This is a genomic window from Aggregatibacter actinomycetemcomitans, from assembly GCF_023518055.1.
GTDB classification, from domain to species: domain Bacteria; phylum Pseudomonadota; class Gammaproteobacteria; order Enterobacterales; family Pasteurellaceae; genus Aggregatibacter; species Aggregatibacter actinomycetemcomitans.
In genome coordinates, this window is the sequence record NZ_CP085096.1 from 910,591 (window position 1) to 928,056 (window position 17,466).

The 17,466-nt window shown below is 46.2% G+C and carries 18 protein-coding genes and 1 tRNA gene; 7 read left to right on the forward strand and 12 right to left on the reverse strand.

The window, feature by feature from the left end; translation table 11 throughout:
* Positions 1-4 precede the first annotated feature (4 nt).
* On the reverse strand, positions 5-1,813 hold the full coding sequence (frdA, locus tag LIN98_RS04705) for a fumarate reductase (quinol) flavoprotein subunit (RefSeq protein WP_005570863.1): 1,809 nt from the start codon (positions 1,811-1,813) through the stop codon (positions 5-7).
* A 307-nt stretch (positions 1,814-2,120) separates the two neighbouring features.
* Here frdA and epmA point away from each other — a divergent pair, with 307 nt between their 5' ends.
* Positions 2,121-3,092 (forward strand): elongation factor P--(R)-beta-lysine ligase, encoded by a 972-nt coding sequence (gene epmA, locus LIN98_RS04710; RefSeq protein WP_005546728.1) that lies wholly within the window; start codon positions 2,121-2,123, stop codon positions 3,090-3,092.
* 65 nt (positions 3,093-3,157) lie between these two features.
* Here epmA and fecE read toward each other — a convergent pair whose 3' ends face one another.
* From fecE to LIN98_RS04735, 5 genes are all read right to left on the reverse strand, one after another.
* Positions 3,158-3,925, reverse strand: a complete 768-nt coding sequence (gene fecE, locus LIN98_RS04715; protein ID WP_005546725.1) for a Fe(3+) dicitrate ABC transporter ATP-binding protein FecE — start codon at positions 3,923-3,925, stop codon at positions 3,158-3,160.
* Positions 3,925-4,908 (reverse strand): Fe(3+) dicitrate ABC transporter permease subunit FecD, encoded by a 984-nt coding sequence (fecD, locus tag LIN98_RS04720; RefSeq protein WP_005590448.1) that lies wholly within the window; start codon positions 4,906-4,908, stop codon positions 3,925-3,927. Before fecD ends, fecE begins: the two co-directional genes overlap by 1 nt.
* Positions 4,908-5,897, reverse strand: a complete 990-nt coding sequence (gene fecC, locus LIN98_RS04725) for an iron-dicitrate ABC transporter permease FecC (protein WP_005571284.1) — start codon at positions 5,895-5,897, stop codon at positions 4,908-4,910. Before fecC ends, fecD begins: the two co-directional genes overlap by 1 nt.
* Positions 5,897-6,790, reverse strand: a complete 894-nt coding sequence (locus tag LIN98_RS04730) for a Fe(3+) dicitrate ABC transporter substrate-binding protein FecB (RefSeq protein ID WP_249856175.1) — start codon at positions 6,788-6,790, stop codon at positions 5,897-5,899. The genes fecC and LIN98_RS04730 overlap by 1 nt, the downstream gene beginning before the upstream one ends.
* Before the next feature lie 70 nt (positions 6,791-6,860).
* Entirely contained in the window at positions 6,861-7,931 is a 1,071-nt protein-coding gene (locus LIN98_RS04735; RefSeq protein WP_014167641.1) for a metallophosphoesterase, read from the reverse strand.
* Positions 7,932-8,115: 184 nt separating this feature from the next.
* On the opposite strand from LIN98_RS04735, the gene LIN98_RS04740 reads away from it, so the two are divergent.
* The 6 genes from LIN98_RS04740 to LIN98_RS04765 all read left to right on the forward strand — a co-directional run bounded on the left by LIN98_RS04740 (position 8,116) and on the right by LIN98_RS04765 (position 12,050).
* Positions 8,116-8,445: a YbaB/EbfC family nucleoid-associated protein gene (locus LIN98_RS04740; RefSeq protein ID WP_005546714.1), complete on the forward strand. Its 330-nt coding sequence runs from the start codon at positions 8,116-8,118 to the stop codon at positions 8,443-8,445.
* A gap of 84 nt (positions 8,446-8,529) precedes the next feature.
* The gene (gene recR / locus LIN98_RS04745; RefSeq protein WP_005567882.1) at positions 8,530-9,132 is read left to right on the forward strand and encodes a recombination mediator RecR; all 603 of its coding nucleotides are present in this window, start codon (positions 8,530-8,532) and stop codon (positions 9,130-9,132) included.
* A gap of 31 nt (positions 9,133-9,163) precedes the next feature.
* Complete coding sequence (locus tag LIN98_RS04750; protein ID WP_014167642.1) at positions 9,164-11,101, forward strand: DNA topoisomerase III; 1,938 nt, start codon at positions 9,164-9,166, stop codon at positions 11,099-11,101.
* 160 nt (positions 11,102-11,261) lie between these two features.
* Positions 11,262-11,612, forward strand: coding sequence for a preprotein translocase subunit SecG (gene secG, locus LIN98_RS04755; protein WP_005567879.1), 351 nt, complete (start codon positions 11,262-11,264; stop codon positions 11,610-11,612).
* A gap of 15 nt (positions 11,613-11,627) precedes the next feature.
* A tRNA-Leu gene (locus tag LIN98_RS04760) sits at positions 11,628-11,713 on the forward strand.
* An 82-nt stretch (positions 11,714-11,795) separates the two neighbouring features.
* A complete protein-coding gene (locus tag LIN98_RS04765; protein ID WP_005567878.1) occupies positions 11,796-12,050 on the forward strand; it encodes an EexN family lipoprotein in 255 nt (84 codons plus the stop codon).
* Between the two features lie 256 nt (positions 12,051-12,306).
* On the opposite strand, the gene mtgA is transcribed toward LIN98_RS04765, so the two are convergent.
* The 6 genes from mtgA to LIN98_RS04795 form a co-directional block, all read right to left on the reverse strand.
* Complete coding sequence (gene mtgA / locus LIN98_RS04770; protein ID WP_014167644.1) at positions 12,307-13,080, reverse strand: monofunctional biosynthetic peptidoglycan transglycosylase; 774 nt, start codon at positions 13,078-13,080, stop codon at positions 12,307-12,309.
* Positions 13,058-13,366 carry a trp operon repressor gene (trpR, locus tag LIN98_RS04775; protein ID WP_005546559.1) on the reverse strand — a complete coding sequence of 103 codons (309 nt, stop codon included), beginning with the start codon at positions 13,364-13,366 and terminating at the stop codon, positions 13,058-13,060. The genes mtgA and trpR overlap by 23 nt, the downstream gene beginning before the upstream one ends.
* Before the next feature lie 32 nt (positions 13,367-13,398).
* Entirely contained in the window at positions 13,399-15,615 is a 2,217-nt protein-coding gene (locus LIN98_RS04780; protein ID WP_148322058.1) for a transglycosylase SLT domain-containing protein, read from the reverse strand.
* A gap of 526 nt (positions 15,616-16,141) precedes the next feature.
* Complete coding sequence (locus LIN98_RS04785) at positions 16,142-16,438, reverse strand: YciI family protein (protein ID WP_005542676.1); 297 nt, start codon at positions 16,436-16,438, stop codon at positions 16,142-16,144.
* A gap of 2 nt (positions 16,439-16,440) precedes the next feature.
* Positions 16,441-16,911 (reverse strand): acyl-CoA thioester hydrolase YciA, encoded by a 471-nt coding sequence (gene yciA / locus LIN98_RS04790; RefSeq protein ID WP_005564070.1) that lies wholly within the window; start codon positions 16,909-16,911, stop codon positions 16,441-16,443.
* A 3-nt stretch (positions 16,912-16,914) separates the two neighbouring features.
* Positions 16,915-17,466 carry a septation protein A gene (locus LIN98_RS04795; RefSeq protein WP_005564069.1) on the reverse strand — a complete coding sequence of 184 codons (552 nt, stop codon included), beginning with the start codon at positions 17,464-17,466 and terminating at the stop codon, positions 16,915-16,917.

Below are 17,466 nucleotides of genomic sequence, written 5' to 3' on the forward strand. Positions count from 1 at the left end.
GTTATTACTCCTTACCCGCTTGAGCTTGTTCTTTCGCCTTCGCTGCCGCTTCTGCAGCTTCTGCTTCCGCGCCGTAAACACGTTTTGCCGGTTGTGATTTGGTGATTTTCACCGGGCTGTATTCGATACGCGGTGCGCCGTTTTCGTTATAAAACGCTAAGGTATGTTTTAAGTAGTTCACATCATCACGTTCGGTGTAATCCAAGCGTTGGTGCGCGCCACGGGATTCTTTACGTTCAATAGCGGAATTGGCGATAGATTGTGCCACATCCAGGATATAACCTAATTCCACGGTGTAGAGCACGTTTGTGTTGAACACGCTGGAACGATCGGTAATACGAATATGTTTGTAACGTTCTTTGAGTTCGGCGATTTTATCCACCGCTTGTTGCATACTTTCTTGGGTACGATAAATACCGCAACCTTCTTCCATGGCTTGACCCATTTCATCACGAATATCGGACCAGGATTCGGTACCTTCTTGATCGTATAATGCGTTCAAACGATTAACAATGTCTTGTGCTTGCGCATCTACTGCCGCTTGGTTGGCAGGAGTAGCTTCAACGGCGCGTTGTGCGGCGTATTTACCGGCGACGCGACCTAATACCACTAATTCAGCCAAGGAGTTGGAGCCTAAACGGTTGGCACCGTGTAAGCCGGAAGAGGCACATTCGCCCACAGCAAATAAGCCTTTAATGCGGGTTTCGCTGTTGAAGTCAACTTCGATACCGCCCATAGTGTAGTGTACAACAGGACGTACCGGAATCGGCGCTTGTGCCGGATCCACACCTTCATAAGCTTTCGCCAATTCGCAAATGAACGGTAAACGCTCGTGTAAGTATTTTTCACCGAGATGGCGTAAATCCAAATGCACCACATCAACGCCTTTCGCGGTTTTTAACGTGTTGCCTTTACGCCATTCTTGCCAGAAAGCTTGGGAAACTTTATCGCGCGGACCTAATTCCATGTATTTGTTTTCCGGTTTGCCGATTGGGGTTTCCGGTCCCAAACCGTAATCTTGTAAGTAGCGGTAGCCGTCTTTATTGACCAAAATACCGCCTTCACCACGACAACCTTCGGTCATTAAGATGCCGGTGTTCGGTAAGCCGGTCGGGTGATATTGGACGAATTCCATGTCGCGCAGAGGAACGCCGTGACGATATGCCATGGATAAGCCGTCACCGGTCACGATACCGCCGTTGGTATTGAAACGGAATGCACGGCAACCACCGCCGGTTGCGATAACCACCGCATTGGCATTGATTTGTACCAAGGTGCCTTCCATCATGTTCATGGCAACCATACCGCGGGCATGAACGTCATCTACTAAAATATCCAACACGAAGTGTTCATCGAAACGGATGATTTGCGGGAATTGAATGGAGGTTTGGAATAAGGTGTGAAGCAAATGGAAACCGGTTTTATCGGCGGCGAACCAAGTACGTTCGATTTTCATTCCACCGAAACGACGCACGTTCACATCACCATCGGTTTTACGACTCCAAGGGCAGCCCCAACGTTCAAGCTGAGTCATTTCCACCGGGGAATGTTCAACGAAATATTCCACCACATCTTGTTCACATAACCAGTCACCACCGGCAACGGTATCATGGAAGTGTTTGTCGTAGGAATCTTCTTCTTTAATGACTGCCGCAGCACCACCTTCAGCCGCAACAGTATGACTGCGCATTGGATAAACTTTTGATATTAAAGCAATTTTAAGATTTGGATTAGCTTGAGCTGCAGCAATCGCCGCACGTAAACCACCACCACCTGCGCCAACAATGGCGATATCGACGTTAACAGTTTGCACGATATTCCTCCAAGTAAAGGGATAGTAATAAAAAATACCAAATAACTTTGGACTGTTAGGGTAGCGTCATTTTGCCACTATTTGGGGGGATTAAAATCTTTTTTCTCACTTTTGTTATACTTTCGTGATCTAACTCAAAAAAGTTAGAAAGAAGAGTGAGTTGTTCGTTTTTTATTCTTAAATATTGTGCAAAAATACACGGTGAGAGTAAAAAGTGCGGTCGATTCTCAAGGTGTTTTTGCATTTGTGCCGACTTGCTTTAGAATGAACCGATAATTTCCCCCCACCAAAATGAAAGGCCATTTTTATGTTGGAACAGGAACAATGGCAGCCCACGGCATCCATTAAAAATTTACTTGCCCGCGCCAAATTCATGGCGGAAATTCGTCGATTTTTCACCGATCGTGGTTTATTGGAAGTGGAAACACCGGTGTTAAGCGAATTTGGTGTGACAGATGTTCACCTTGCTACCTTTAGCACGGAATTCATTTCCCCTTTCGGCGAGCAATCTAAAAAATTGTGGCTTTCCACCAGCCCGGAATATCACATGAAACGTTTGTTGGCGGCGGGCAGCGGTCCGATTTTTCAAATCGGCAAAGTGTTTCGTAACGAAGAAGCAGGCAATCGTCACAATCCGGAATTTACCATGCTGGAATGGTATCGCCCGCATTTCGATATGTACCGTTTAATCAATGAAGTGGATGATTTGTTGCAGCAGATTCTGGAATGCCCACCGGCGGAGAGCATGAGTTATCAGTTCGCTTTTCAGCAATATGTGGGCTTGGATCCTTTATCGGCGGAACATGAAGAATTGGTGGAAAAAGCCAAAAAATATCAACTGATGAACGCCGAAGAAGAAAATCGCGACACTTTGTTACAATTCCTTTTCAGCGCCGTGGTGGAAGCGCAAATCGGGCAGGAAAGCCCCGTGGTGGTGTATCATTTCCCGGCAAGTCAGGCGGCGTTGGCACAAATCAGTTCGGAAGATTTACGGGTGGCGGAACGTTTCGAGTTTTACTATAAAGGCTTGGAGCTTGCCAATGGTTTTCATGAACTGTCCGACGCGCGCGAACAATTAAGACGTTTTGAACAGGATAATCACCAGCGGGAAAAAATGGGCTTGCCGCCACAAACGATTGATACCCGTTTGTTATCCGCTTTGCAAGCGGGCATTCCGAACTGTTCCGGTGTGGCGCTTGGCGTGGATCGTCTGTTGATGATTGCCATGGGTGCGGAAAGCATTAAAGAAGTGATTTCTTTCGCCATTGATAATGCCTAGTAATACGCAGGCGATAAAAGTACGGTGAAAAAATAATGTGTTTTTCGACCGCACTTTTGGCTCACTTATTTCAAAATAAACATCGGTGTTTGGCTGACCGGATCGCGATGAATCTCCACATCCAGGTCAAACACGGTTTTCAAAAGTTCTTCCGACATCACTTCATCCGGCGTGCCTTTCGCCATCAGGTTGCCGTCTTTTAGCACGACCAAATAATCGCAGTAACGACAGGCTTGGTTTAAATCATGCAGTACGGTGATCACGGTTTTGCCGTTTTGTTGCATTTGGCGCATCATGCCCATGAGTTCCGCTTGGCGGTTTAAATCGAGATAAGTGGTGGGTTCATCTAACAAAACCAATTCCGCATCCTGCGCCAATGTCATGGCTAAGAATACCCGTTGTTGCTGACCGCCGGATAAATCGGAGACTAATCTGTTCGCCAACTCTGTGGTGTGGGTTTGTTCCATTGACCAGGTTACCAACGCTTCATCTTTATCGTTCAATTTGCCCCATAAATTTAAATAAGGCGAACGACCGTAGGCGATCAGCTCGCGCACTTTAATGCCCTCCGGCACTAAATGTTGTTGCGGCAGGAAAGACAGGGCTTTGGCGTATTCTTTCGGGGTGCTTTGCCAAATATCTTTGCCATGATGTGTAATCTTGCCGGTACGCGGTTTGAGCAGGCGGGCAATGGCTTTCAGGGTGGTGGATTTGCCGCAACCGTTCGGTCCGATTAAGGCAATCACTTGGTTATGCGGAAAGTCCAACGACAAATCCTGCACGATGATTTTATTTTGATAACCCAATTGTAAGTTGTTGATAACAATACTCATTATTTGGTTCTCATCAATAAATAGAAGAAGTAAGGGGCGCCGATAATGGCGGTCAGAATGCCTGCCGGCAACTCGGTCGGCGGATCGATGACGCGCGCTAAAATATCGGAAATTTGTAGCAATAACGCTCCGATTAACAATGCCGCAGGCAGTAAAGTGCGGTGTCGTCCGCCCACCAATTTGCGTGCCAAATGCGGTGCGACCAAACCTAAAAAGGCGATAGGGCCGCAAATGGCGACAGCGGTGGTGGAGAGCGCTACTGCCAGCACTAAGACGAAAATCTGAGTTTTGTTGACGTGAACGCCCAAGGTGGCGGCTTTATTTTCGCCCAAGCCCAAGGTGTCGAGATCGCGGCAAAAAATGAACGGTAGGGGCAGCAGAAGGAATAGCCAAGGCAACACCACATTCGCGTAGGTCCAGCTTCTTCCCCATAAACTGCCTGTCAGCCAGAGCATTGCCGTGTTGATTTCTACAGGATTGGTGAGCATCACATAATGGTTGATCGCCGCCCACAAGGCGGAAATCGCCACTCCGATGATCGCCATTCTGATCGGACGGAAATTAAAGCCGCAAATCACCCATAACAAGATGAAAGACAATATGCCGCCGATAAACGCAAAGAATGGAATCCAGTAAAAGGCGAGGTTCGGCAAAAAGATTAATATGGCGATGGCAACCAGCCCCGCCGCGTTATTAATGCCCAGAATATCCGGTGACGCTAACGGATTACGCACCACACTTTGCACCAACACCCCGGAAATGGCTAATGTACCGCCGATAAAAATTGCCAGCAACGCACGGGGCAGGCGGTATTCAATCAGCGTGAAATGGTTTTTATCGTCGGAATTAAACGCCGCGACAATTTCCGAAAAGGAGAGGGTATAAGTGCCTAAGCGAAGACTTAAAATAAATAAGGCAATAACGGCGACCACGGCAAACGGGTAAAAACCGAGAGAAAGCAATTTATGATAGGCATTTTTCATCAGCGTCTTCCTCTGGCAAATAACACGAATACCGGTGCGCCGATGAGTGCCAATACCGCGCCGGCAGGCACTTCGTTTGGAAAATTGACCGCTCTTGCCATGGTGTCTGCGATGAGCATTAACATGGCGCCAAGCAACATGGACATGGGGAGGGATTTGCGTAAATCGTAACCGATCCAATAACGCGCCAAATGGGGAATCAGCAGTCCGATAAACGCCACCGGACCGGCAACGCTGACGGCGGAACCGACGATGAGTAATGCCATAATATTGGCATACCAACGTAAGCGGAAAAGGTTGATTCCCAAAGAACGGGCGGATTCATCGCTGAGATTGAGCAGGTTTAACTTGCTGGCGAAGAAGAGACAAAATAACGCACTTGATAGTAAGAAAGGCCAAATGATATGCCATTCTTTCCAGCGTGCGTGAGAAATTCCGCCGGCAAGCCAACTCATGACGCCGAAGGCGTTATCATCGGCGACGATTAAGAGTAATTTCGTGGCGGCGGCGCAGAGTAAGGAAACGGCGATACCGGCAAGAATGACGCGACTGCGATCGCCGCTATTGTCGTGCCAGGCATTGCTGATAAGCATCACGGTAAGCCAGCTGATGCCGCCCCCGATGCTTGCGATTAAAGCAATGCTGTAACCGGATAACAGTGAAGGGCTGAGGACGCTGGTGATGACCACTGCCAATCCAGCGCCTGAGTTGACGCTTAACAGGGAAGGGGAGGCTAATGGGTTGCGGGTGACGGTTTGCAATAAGGCACCGGCGACCGCTAAATTTGCGCCAAGGGCGATTGCCACCAAAGCACGCGGAAAGCGTAAACCCACCACGGTAATTTTCGCCAGATCATCCCCGTCGGGTAAAAAGGCGTTTAAGGCATCTAACGGGGCAATGGCGATGGGGTAATACAAAAACAGGCTTCCCCATAACAGGAAAGCCAGTAAGATAATGGGCAAGCCCCAACGAACGGTGGTGCTTAACATTATTTTTGCTGCACAAATTGCTCAACTTGCTTCGCCATAATTTCACTGGCCGCCATACCGCGTCCGCGCGCCCACATATCGGCATCAACGCTGAACACCTGTTTGGCTTTTACCGCCGGAATCGCCTGCCACAAAGGCTCGTTTTCCCATTTGCGGGCGATACTTTCCTGACGATAGTGTGCAATGAACAAATAATCCGGTTTTTCCATGACCAATTGTTCCAGGTTGATTTCCACGAAGGCTTGAGTGCTGTTTGGTAATTTCGGCGTTTCAAAACCGAGTACGCCTAAGAAGCTGGCGACATAGCCGTTGTCGTTTTGTAGGTTGAATTTATCTTCGCGGGATGTGCCGAATACGCCTTTTTGTCCTTTCACATTAATGGATTTGGCAATGTTTTCGATGTATTCGTTATGTTTGTTGATTTGCAGTTTCATTTCGCCGCCTTTACCCACGACATCACCGATTTTCTGCGCGGTTTCCAGGTTTTCCTGATAGCTTTCATGGCGGGAATCAAACATCATGGTCGGTGCGATTTTTTTCAATTCTTCATACACGGCGGTATGACGGGAAGGATCGGCGATGATTAAATCGGGTTTTAATGCCGCGATGGCTTCAAGGCTCGGTTGCGAGCGGGTACCGACGGATTGCCAAGATTCAATTTTGTCGCGTACTTCTTTCAAAATCCGTTCTTTATTGTTGTCATCGGCAACCCCGACAGGACTAACGCCTACTTGCGCCAATGCATCCACAAAGGAATATTCCAACGCCACAATACGGGTTGGTGTTTGATCAATAGTAAATTCGCCTTTTGTATCGGTAACCGTTACTGCGCCGGCGTGAGTTGAACCAATAAAGAGAAGTGAAGCGAAAGTCGCTTTTAAAAAGTTTTTCATTTCCGAGTCCTAATGTTAAAAAAAACCGCTCAGATTATACACAGAAACTTGGAATTGAGAATAGTTCTTTTTAACTTCCAACCACGTCGATAATCATCACTTCCGATTGTGAGCCTAAACGCATCGGAACGCCCCAAAAGCCATAACCGGAGGTGACGAAGAAGTGTACGCCGTTAATTTGTTCGTAACCGTAACTTAAACGGTAAATGAATTTCACGATCAGATTCGCCGGGAAAATTTGTCCGTTATGGGCGTGCCCGGAGAGTTGAATATCAATAGGCAGCTTGGCGTGCTGTTCAATTTCCGACGGGCAATGATCCAACAGGATAATCGGCAGATTAGTATCTACGCCTTTCAATAATTGTTCCGTAGAGGGGCGGTTGGTCACTAAATCATCGTTGCGCCCGATTAACACAAAGCGATTATCCACCACCAGGCTTTCATCCATCAGCGGAATAATACCGGCATTCCGAATTTCCCGCTCAATGCGCGCCTGATCGCCGAAAAAATCATGATTGCCAAGGGTGGCATAGACGCCGAGCGGGGCTTTCAGTTTGGCTAAGTGCGGTTGCATTTTCTCCGCTAAATAAGCATTGACGTTATCGTCCATAATGTCGCCCGGCAGCAAAATAATATCCACTTTTTCCCGTTGCATAATGTCTGCAAGTTTATCCAGTTGTTTTCCACCAAAAAACTTGCCTAAATGGGTGTCGCTTGCCATGCCGATCCGCAACGGCTTCATCGGCTTGTCCAAATGCACCTGATAGTGGCGCACCACCGGCGCGTAAGCATTATATAAACCGACAGTAATAAAACTCAAAAAAAGGATTGGATAAAGCCATTTTAAGGAATGACGCCATTTTTTGCGCAATAAATAGAGAAAACCGACGATCAAACTGCTGAACGTTGAAAAGAGCAAAAGGGTTAAAATCAAGGCGCTGACACGAAAACTTTCCGTGTAAAGACGTAATGGCGCACTTAATACGAGCGCATTTAGTCCAAGAAATAGCACAATAGTCAGTGTGCGGCGTGTTTTGCCGTTAAGGTTAAATATCCAGTTAAGTGTTCGGCTAAAACCAAATAGCATAAATTGCAGTGCCAGCATAGCGGCTAGCATGGTGATGTAATATCGGGTTTCCATGATTTTTCCTGTTTACAGTGGCTAAAAAGTGCGGTGGTTTTTTTCAGTAAATTTAAGGGCGGATAATAATATGAATGGTGGCATGAGGCAATGTAACGGTAAAATTGATCGTTTCCAAGCGGCAAATTTTTCGCTAAAATGCATGCACTTTTTTACTCAACTTTTTAATAACGGAAGAAAATTTATGTTCGGAAAAGGCGGATTGGGCAATTTAATGAAACAAGCCCAACAAATGCAAGATCGTATGCAAAAAATGCAGGAAGAAATTGCGCAACTGGAAGTGACCGGCGAATCAGGCGCGGGCTTAGTGAAAATCACCATCAACGGCGCCCACAACTGCCGTCGTGTAGAAATCGATCCTTCTTTAATGGAAGACGATAAAGAGATGTTGGAAGACTTAATCGCCGCGGCATTTAACGATGCAGTGCGTCGTGCCGAAGAGTTACAAAAAGAAAAAATGGCGTCAGTCACCGCCGGTATGTCTTTACCGCCGGGCTTCAAAATGCCGTTTTAAAAAACGTCCTAAAAAACGACCGCACTTTTTCTTTATTAACGGCAAAGTGCGGTTTATTTTTTCAGCAAATCCATCGGGAACCTTATGCAAACCAGCCCCTTGTTAGAAAATCTGATCGAAAGTTTACGCGTATTGCCGGGCGTCGGTCCGAAATCCGCGCAACGTATGGCGTATCATTTATTGCAACGCAATCGCAGCGGCGGAATGCGCTTGGCGCAAGGGCTGACGGAAGCGATGTCGAAAATCGGGCATTGCGAACATTGCCGCACTTTTACGGAAGAAGACGTGTGCAACATTTGCAGTAATCCACGCCGCCAAAATTCGGGCTTGCTTTGCGTGGTGGAAACGCCGGCGGATATTCTTGCTATCGAGCAAACAGGGCAGTTTTCCGGGCGTTATTTCGTGCTGATGGGGCATTTGTCGCCGCTGGACGGTATCGGCCCGTGCGAAATTGGCTTGGATTTGTTGCAAAAACGCCTGCAAACGGAATCTTTCAATGAAGTGATTTTAGCCACTAACCCGACGGTAGAAGGCGACGCCACAGCAAACTACATTGCGGAGCTTTGCCTGCAACAAAACGTCAAAGTCAGCCGTATTGCCCACGGCATTCCGGTGGGGGGCGAATTGGAAATGGTGGACGGCACCACGCTGACCCATTCCTTCTTAGGTCGCCGTGAAATCGGCTAACTCCTCTTTTCGTGTCCTCCCGTTTCTTGTTATGCGACTTTTTATAGCGGAAAAACCCAGCCTCGGACGCGCCATCGCCGATGTGTTGCCGAAACCGCACCAGCGCGGTGACGGTTTTATTAAATGCGGCGAGAACGACTGCGTCACTTGGTGCGTGGGGCATTTGCTGGAACAGGCGGAGCCTGATGCGTACGACGCGCGTTTCAAACAATGGCGGCTGGAAGATTTGCCCATCGTGCCGCAAAAATGGCAACTCATTCCGAAAAAAGAAACCCACAAACAGCTGAAAACCGTTGAAAAATTAGTGCAGCAAGCGGATGTCTTGGTCAACGCCGGCGACCCCGATCGCGAAGGACAGTTGTTGGTGGACGAAGTGTTCAGTTATCTCAACCTGCCGGCGGAAAAACGCAATGCCATTCAACGCTGTTTAATCAGCGATTTGAACCCAAGTGCGGTAGAAAAAGCCATCAAAAAATTGCAGCCGAATCGTGATTTTGTCCCGCTTGCTACTTCTGCCTTAGCCCGCGCCCGTGCCGATTGGTTATACGGCATTAACATGACCCGCGCCTATACTATTCACGGTCGGCAGGCGGGCTACGACGGCGTGCTTTCCGTCGGGCGCGTACAAACACCGGTGCTTGGTTTAATCGTGCGCCGTGATTTGGAAATCGAACATTTTCAGCCGAAAGATTTTTTTGAAGTGCTGGCTTGGGTGCGGGATCCGAAAGGTGAAAAAACACCTGAAAAACCGACCGCACTTTTTTCCGCGTTATGGCAACCGAGCAAAGCCTGCGAAGATTATCAGGACGATGACGGACGCGTGTTATCCCGCGCGCTGGCGGAAAATGTGGTAAAACGCATTGCCGACCAACCGGCGGAAGTCACCGATTACACGGACAAACGAGAGAAAGAAACGGCGCCTTTGCCTTATTCGTTATCCGCCCTGCAAATTGATGCCGCCAAGCGTTTTGGGATGTCGGCGCAGGAGGTGCTCGACACGTGTCAGCGCTTGTATGAAACCTACAAATTGATTACTTATCCCCGTTCCGATTGTCGCTATTTACCACAAGAGCATTTTGCCGACCGAATGGCGGTGATGAATGCGATTTCCAGTCATTTATCCCAATTTCAGCCGTTGCCGGAAATCATCGATCCCGAGCAGAAAAATCGTTGCTGGAACGATAAAAAAGTGGAGGCGCACCACGCCATTATTCCCACGGCAAAAAATCGCCCGGTAGGTTTGACTTCGGCAGAACAAAATGTGTATTTTCTGATTGCCCGCCAATACCTCATGCAATTTTGTCCTGATGCGGAATACCGCAAATGTAAAATCACCTTAAATATCGCCGGCGGAACCTTTGTGGCACAGGCGCGCAATTTGCAAATTGCCGGCTGGAAGCAACTTTGGGGCAAAGAAGACAATGACGATGAACAGCAGGACGCGCTGCTGCCCGTGGTAAAAAAAGGGCAAATACTGCATTGCGAAAAGGGCGAGATTGTCAGTAAAAAAACGCAGCCGCCGAAACACTTCACCGACGCGACTTTGCTTTCCGCCATGACAGGCATTGCCCGCTTCGTGCAGGATAAAGAATTGAAAAAAATCTTGCGTGAAACCGATGGGCTTGGTACCGAAGCCACCCGTGCGGGCATCATCGAGTTGTTGTTTAAACGCGGTTTTCTGTATAAAAAAGGGCGCAATATTCACAGCACTGAAGCAGGGAGGATTCTGATTAACGCCTTGCCTGATGTGGCAACTCAGCCCGATATGACCGCACATTGGGAATCCCAGTTGGACGGTATTAGCCGCAAACAGGCGAGTTATCAGCTATTTATGGAAAACCTGACGCAACTTTTGCCGGAATTGTTACATTACATTAATTTTTCCGCCTTGCGTGAGTTAAGTCGGCATAATTCGGGTGTCAAAAAGCAGGGCATTAAAAAGAAAACATCGAGAATCACGAAAAGTTAACGGGAACGGAAAAGTGCGGTGGTTTTTAGCGGTGTTTTTTCTGATCGAATTTGCGCTAAACCGCCTAAAAATGCACAAAATGACTTGCGAAACGACAAGATATCCGTTAGTATCTGCGCCGTTATTTTTCATTAAAATTTGCTAAATCAGAGAAGATAAAATGTACTCAGCTTTGTTAATCATTTATTTGGTCGTTTCCATTGCCCTTATCGCGTTTATCCTGTTACAACAAGGTAAAGGCGCAGATGCAGGCGCATCTTTCGGTGGTGGCGCGTCCGGTACGGTTTTCGGTTCCGCCGGTGCAGGTAACTTCCTGTCCCGAACCACAGCGATTTTAGCAACTCTCTTCTTTATTATCAGTATCGTTATCGGCAACATCAATTCGCACAGAAACAACGTAAAACAAGGCGCATTTGACGATTTATCCGGCACAGCGGAACAAATTCAGCAGCAACAGCAACAACAAGCACCAGCTGTATTAGACACAAAAAACAACGATATTCCTCAATAAAATTTATCAAATTAAGCTCTGGTGGTGGAATTGGTAGACACGCTATCTTGAGGGGGTAGTGACCGTAGGTCATGCGAGTTCAAGTCTCGCCCAGAGCACCAATTTCTAAAAGATCGCGGTTTTGCGGTCTTTTTTATTGGTTTTCTACATGTTATCTCACTATCTTAAATTAAGGAGTTTTCTATGAAAAAATTATCTGTTTCCCTTCTTATTGCCGGTTCTTTGCTTGCTTTGGCTGGTTGTGAAGAAAAGAATATGACAATTTATGATTATCTTCAGAACGAAGAACTGTTAAATAAAACATTAAATGAATGTATTAGTGGAGCTTTAAATGATGAACACAAATGTCAGACGGTAAAGGGTGCTTATGCTAATATAGATAGTTTTAAAAATGGCTCATTAAGTGAAGAACATCTAAAAATGCTTGGTAAAAAATAATGCCAAATAATGTTTTTACTCGAATTGATAGCTTTCTGAATGAATTTTTAACGGGTATTACAGGGCATATTCAGAAATTGTTATCGTTGGGGTGGGATTATTCGATAGTTTACTTGAAACCACTTCTGACTTTTCAGATGTTGTTGGAAGAGTTGGAAAGTAGAATTGCCTATAGCAACACTAAGTTGTATTGGTTTTAAATTAATGGTGATTCCAATTTTAAGTCATTTATTTTAGATTTTAAAATAAATGAGAATTAATTGATATTTTCTAAATAGGATTTTCCCAGTTGATTCATTTGGCGTTGAATCCAAATCTGTCTGCGTTTGGTGTAGATCCCGGGGGCATTGACTTTGTAAATAATCGGATTGGGTAACGCGGCGGCTAAAAGTGCGGCTTCATTTTGCGATAAATTTTTTGCCGACTTTTTGAAATAAAAACGGCTTGCTGCTTCCACACCATAAATGCCATTCCCGAATTCGGCAATATTTAAATACACTTCTAAAATGCGTTTTTTTGACCACAAGGTTTCCAGCATCAAGGTCGTCGGCACTTCAATGGCTTTACGTAACCAGCTTTGCCCGTGCCATAAATAAAGGTTTTTGGCGGTTTGTTGGGAAATGGTGGAGGCTCCGCGAATTCGTGTGCTTTTTTGATTATGTGAAAATGCGCTTTTTATGGCGCTGAAATCAAAGCCGTAATGTTCGGGAAAATTCTGATCCTCGGCAGCAATGACGGCAAGCTGCATTTGCCAGGAGATTTCATCTAAGCTGACCCAATCGTAGCGCGTTTCATAGCCAAAATCGCCGGAGAATAAATGCGCCGCTTTCTGTTGCAGCATATAGGTGGAATAGGGGATGGGAATGAAGCGAAAGGCGAAGGTAATCACCGTCATCGCCAGCAAAAAACGACATAAAAAACACACCGCACTTTTGGTGGAGAACTTCTTGAAAAAAGTAAATCTGCGCAACTTCAGGTTACGTAGATTTAGCCATTCCAAAGGGGATTTAGTGATTTTTTTCTTGCTCATTGAGTTGTGTTTTTATCCAGTCAACGAAAGCGGGATCCATGGTTTTTAGCATATTGGATCCCCGTGTGATGGTTGCCGCGCTGGTGTTCAGATTTTGCTGAATTTCCCGTTGCGGCAAATTTTTATTGAGTAACCGGGCGACAATTTGGAGCCGAAGCCCCAGCGCGTCGCGCTCATCCGGCGTTAGTAATAAGGTTAATACATCCTGTGCTTTGCCTTGTTCAAATGCGGTTTGCAGTATATTAAGAAAGGCGTTCCATTGTTCTAAGTTGCGACTAATGTACATATTAACAATCCTATACTATTAAACTAGTTCGCCTAGTATAGCCGATCGTATTCCTCATTGCTAAAGGTTTGTGGATCTTCTTTTTTCTGCAGAATTTGATAGTAAAAATCGTAAGTTAACACATTTTGCACATAGCCTCGGGTTTCATAAAACGGAATGGATGCCACAAATTCATCCATTGCCAGCTTGCCGTTGGCGCGCGCCAGCCATTTTTCTACGCGATGGGCGCCTGCGTTATAAGCGGAAGCGATCAAAATGCGGTTGTTCGGATATTTGGCATTCAGTTCCGCCAGATGTGCCGTGCCGAGCAAAATATTATTGAGCGGCTTGAATAAATCCCCTTCGCCCGTATAAGGCAATTTTGCGTTGTTTGCCGTGGCTTTTGCGGTGCTTGGCAGCAGTTGCATTAAACCCCGTGCATTGGCGGAAGATTGCGCCTGCGGGTTCCATGCGCTTTCCTGGCGGGCGATTGCCATGGCGAAGGTTTTCGTCACATTATTATTCACCACTGCCTGCGGTTTATTGTTGTTGATAAATTTCGGGCTGAGCGCAATATCAAAATAATCGCTGTAGGCATTTGGCAAGCGTAACTGAATGTAATTAAAGGCTTTTGCCATAATGGAACCGTCCACACCTAAATCAAACCAATTTTGCTGATTGGCGTATTGACTGAGCGCGATTTGTTTTTCTTTTTTATTTTCATCGGAAAGATTTTCCAGCAGGAAACGCCAACGCTGTTTTGCCGCGCCGAGGCGATCTAATTGACGTAATTCGGCGATTTCGTCTAATGTCGGGTTAACGGCTTTGCAGGTATCCGCCCAGGTAGCATCGGTGATACTCGGTGCTATGAGCAGTTTTGGCTGACCGAAATCATAACCGCTGCCACGAGTTTTCGGATCCAGTTTTGCCGCCGCCAGCATCGGATAAAAGCCCCGTTCGTGCGAAAGTGCGGTCAATATTTCCTGCGTTTTTTTGCTGTTGGTTTTCGCCATATTTTTTGCCTGCCAATAACGCCATTCCTGTTTCTGTTTGCCTTCTGCCGATAGGGCGTTGAGCCATGGGGTTAAATCGGTTTTTTGCCTAATTGCCATGCGCAAGCGGCGCTCGGTGAGATTGTCGGCATTGAGCTTGGCGACTTCCACATCACGCCATAATTGAAAGCTTGGGCTTTCGTTATCAAAGAAACGCCCGAGAAAGGCGATTTTCCACTCACGAATTTCGGCTTCGCTCAGTTGCCAATCTTTCGCCCATTGTGCATAAGCGGCAAAGTTAGGTTCTTTCATATTTTCCGGCAGCGTACGCAAATAACGGGTGAAACTTTGCAGCACGGCAAATTTCAGCATGATTTTATTATTGGCTTCGACCGGCGGTAATTTGGCTAATTCCGGTAAACTTGCCGGTGTTTTTAATAATTTCTGCAAACGTTGTAAACGTGAGGCAACTATTTCGTTTTCTTTGACATTACCCGCCTTCTTTAACTCTGTTGCTAACAATTCCAAGCCTTTTACATTGTTTTTGATAAAGAGATTCTCAGCTTTTTGATACACTTTTTCTGCCATTCTGCCGCCGTCGGAATACCATTTTGCCCGTAGCTGCGCATCGTTTGGCAGTTCACTATTGTTTAACCAAAGTTGCTCATAACGGGCGATGATTTTCGACACATTCGCATTCGGATTTTTATCAGATTCGGCACGTTTGCGCCCCAGTTGATATTCGGCATTCAACACTGCAAGTTGGGCTTCCAACCCTTTCGGTTTAACCCGTTGCGCGTAACCAACTAAGCCTTCAAGATCTTCCGTGTTGATAAATAAGGTAAAAAGTCTTTGTTCCAATTTTTCCCGTAGAAAATGAGTCGGATGCTTTTCGATAAATTGCTCAATGTCCTGTTTTAGCGCCTTAACTTCTCCCTTCGATGTGTCGTGATTTACGCTTTTAATGCAGGCGTCGAAATAAGCCGCTATGGCATCTGTTTGCAACGGATAGCCTTTCAAATCCTCAATCAGTTTCAGGAATACAGTTTGGTTGATAAAAACGCCGTTATTTTTGACCGCACTTTTCAGCAGGCTTTCTAACTGCAGAAAAGTTGCACGCTGTTTTAGCCGTTTTAATTCTGCGTGGTGTTGCTCCGGTTTGGCGTGCGTATGGGCAACATTCGCTTTATGCGTTGTCGCCTTGTGCTGATTGGCAAAGGAGGAGGAAAGTGCGGTCAAAATTAACAGTGAAATTGTTGTTTGTTTCAAATATCGCATAGTTATTTTCCTGTGGTGAATATGGGAAAGGCGAATAGTAAGTCTGCCTTTGAAAATGGGCTGAAAGCTGAAATATCGTTGTTAAAGCCGACGGCTGTATTTTAATTTATTAATATTATTACGTGATATAAGCATGCGTCGGGAGACCATAACTGTTCGAAACATTATAATTCATTGATATTTTTAAATATCTTGCCTTCCTCCGTTTACGGGGGACAAAACGCATTGCGTTTTGAGCGTTGGCTCTGCCAACGACCCCAAAGGGGTGAGCAAGTAAGTTTTCGAACTTGCGAATAACGTGCCCGAAGGGCGGAAGGGGGGATTTATCTTGATGTTTCCACAAGATCATGCTTAAAAATTGAGATTTTGCCCCCTCAGGGCTTCGCCCGGCTCCCCTCGTGAACGAGGGAAGCCAAGTTTTTTTTCTTTTTATATAAATAGTTGCAATGTTTCGAACAGCTGTGGTCGGGAGACGCGGGCTATCTGTTAAATGCCATCTATTAAGCGCTATCTCAAACGCTATTGATTAAAACACTTTCTTAAACGGTTTAACAATCACTTCGCCATATACGCCGGCTTCTACATAAGGATCCTGTGCTGCCCAGTCTTTTGCGGCTTGCAGGCTATCAAATTGTGCGATGACGGTGGAGCCTGAAAAACCCGCGTCGCCCGGGTTTTCATCATCAATTGCCGGATTCGGACCGGCGGTGAGTAAACGATTTTCTGCCTGTAATTGGGTTAAGCGCGCGAGATGTTGCTCACGCACGCTCAAACGTTGTGCCAAGGTATTCGGTTTGTCTTGCGCAAAAATAACGTAGTACATGATTATTTCTCCGTTTGATGGGCTTGAATTTGTGCTAAGGCGTTATCCAATTCATGGTTGTTTTCACGGGGAATCGCTCTGGATTTGCCCTCGTTGTTTACGGCGACGAAGGTAAATACCGCTTCGGTGACGCAATAACGTTCACCGATGGGTTCACTTGCCACTTTTTTCACCCACACTTCCACTTTGATTTTGAGCGAACTGCGACCTACATATAAACAGCGTCCGTAACAGCAGACCACATCTCCGACCGTCACCGGACGGATGAAGTTCATACTTTCTACCGCCACGGTCACCACACGCCCGTGGGCAATTTCTTTGGCGAGAATGGCGCCGCCCATATCCATTTGCGACATAATCCAGCCGCCGAAAATATCGCCGTTGGCGTTGGTGTCGGAAGGCATCGCCAAAGTTCTTAACAATAACGTGCCGTGCGGTTGGGCGTTTCTTGGATCAACTGGTTGATGTACCATAATTTATTCCTTTGTTTGTTCCTGTTCGTTTTTAGGTAAATAACGGTAAATATAAAGACCGGTAATGAGAGTGGCAACAAACGTCATGCCGATAATACCGAAGGATTTAAAGTCCACCCAAATATCGTTGGAGAGATATTGGCTGATATAAATGTTCACCAGCATACACAAAATGAAGAACCCGCTCCAGCCGAGATTTACATTTTTCCACACGGCTTCGGGCAATTCGATTTCTTTACCGAGCAATTGTTTGATGAGCAGTTTTTTGAAACCGAATTGAGCGATTAATAACACCAACGCGAAAAGAGCATAGATAATCGTGACTTTCCATTTTAAAAATTCAAGATCGTTGAAATAAGCGGTAAGTGTACCGAAGAAAATCACCGCGCCGGCAACGAATTTTTGCTGAGCTTCAATTTTGCCGTATTTCACTTGCAAAATGATAAATTGCACGATGGTGGCAATCACCAAGGTGACTGCCGCTGCGCGAATACCCATTAGTTTGTACACGGCGAAGAATAAAATAAGCGGAATAAATTCAAGGAGTTGTTTCAT

Bases quoted from the DNA above. Each gene is read 5' to 3' on its own strand.
- epmA (WP_005546728.1), top strand. From the start codon at position 2,121: ATGTTGGAACAGGAACAATGGCAGCCCACGGCATCCATTAAAAATTTA.
- fecE (WP_005546725.1), bottom strand. From the start codon at position 3,925: ATGAGTATTGTTATCAACAACTTACAATTGGGTTATCAAAATAAAATC.
- fecD (WP_005590448.1), bottom strand. From the start codon at position 4,908: ATGAAAAATGCCTATCATAAATTGCTTTCTCTCGGTTTTTACCCGTTT.
- fecC (WP_005571284.1), bottom strand. From the start codon at position 5,897: ATGTTAAGCACCACCGTTCGTTGGGGCTTGCCCATTATCTTACTGGCT.
- LIN98_RS04730 (WP_249856175.1), bottom strand. From the start codon at position 6,790: ATGAAAAACTTTTTAAAAGCGACTTTCGCTTCACTTCTCTTTATTGGT.
- LIN98_RS04735 (WP_014167641.1), bottom strand. From the start codon at position 7,931: ATGGAAACCCGATATTACATCACCATGCTAGCCGCTATGCTGGCACTG.
- LIN98_RS04740 (WP_005546714.1), top strand. From the start codon at position 8,116: ATGTTCGGAAAAGGCGGATTGGGCAATTTAATGAAACAAGCCCAACAA.
- recR (WP_005567882.1), top strand. From the start codon at position 8,530: ATGCAAACCAGCCCCTTGTTAGAAAATCTGATCGAAAGTTTACGCGTA.
- LIN98_RS04750 (WP_014167642.1), top strand. From the start codon at position 9,164: ATGCGACTTTTTATAGCGGAAAAACCCAGCCTCGGACGCGCCATCGCC.
- secG (WP_005567879.1), top strand. From the start codon at position 11,262: ATGTACTCAGCTTTGTTAATCATTTATTTGGTCGTTTCCATTGCCCTT.
- LIN98_RS04765 (WP_005567878.1), top strand. From the start codon at position 11,796: ATGAAAAAATTATCTGTTTCCCTTCTTATTGCCGGTTCTTTGCTTGCT.
- mtgA (WP_014167644.1), bottom strand. From the start codon at position 13,080: ATGAGCAAGAAAAAAATCACTAAATCCCCTTTGGAATGGCTAAATCTA.
- trpR (WP_005546559.1), bottom strand. From the start codon at position 13,366: ATGTACATTAGTCGCAACTTAGAACAATGGAACGCCTTTCTTAATATA.
- LIN98_RS04780 (WP_148322058.1), bottom strand. From the start codon at position 15,615: ATGCGATATTTGAAACAAACAACAATTTCACTGTTAATTTTGACCGCA.
- LIN98_RS04785 (WP_005542676.1), bottom strand. From the start codon at position 16,438: ATGTACTACGTTATTTTTGCGCAAGACAAACCGAATACCTTGGCACAA.
- yciA (WP_005564070.1), bottom strand. From the start codon at position 16,911: ATGGTACATCAACCAGTTGATCCAAGAAACGCCCAACCGCACGGCACG.
- LIN98_RS04795 (WP_005564069.1), bottom strand. From the start codon at position 17,466: ATGAAACAACTCCTTGAATTTATTCCGCTTATTTTATTCTTCGCCGTG.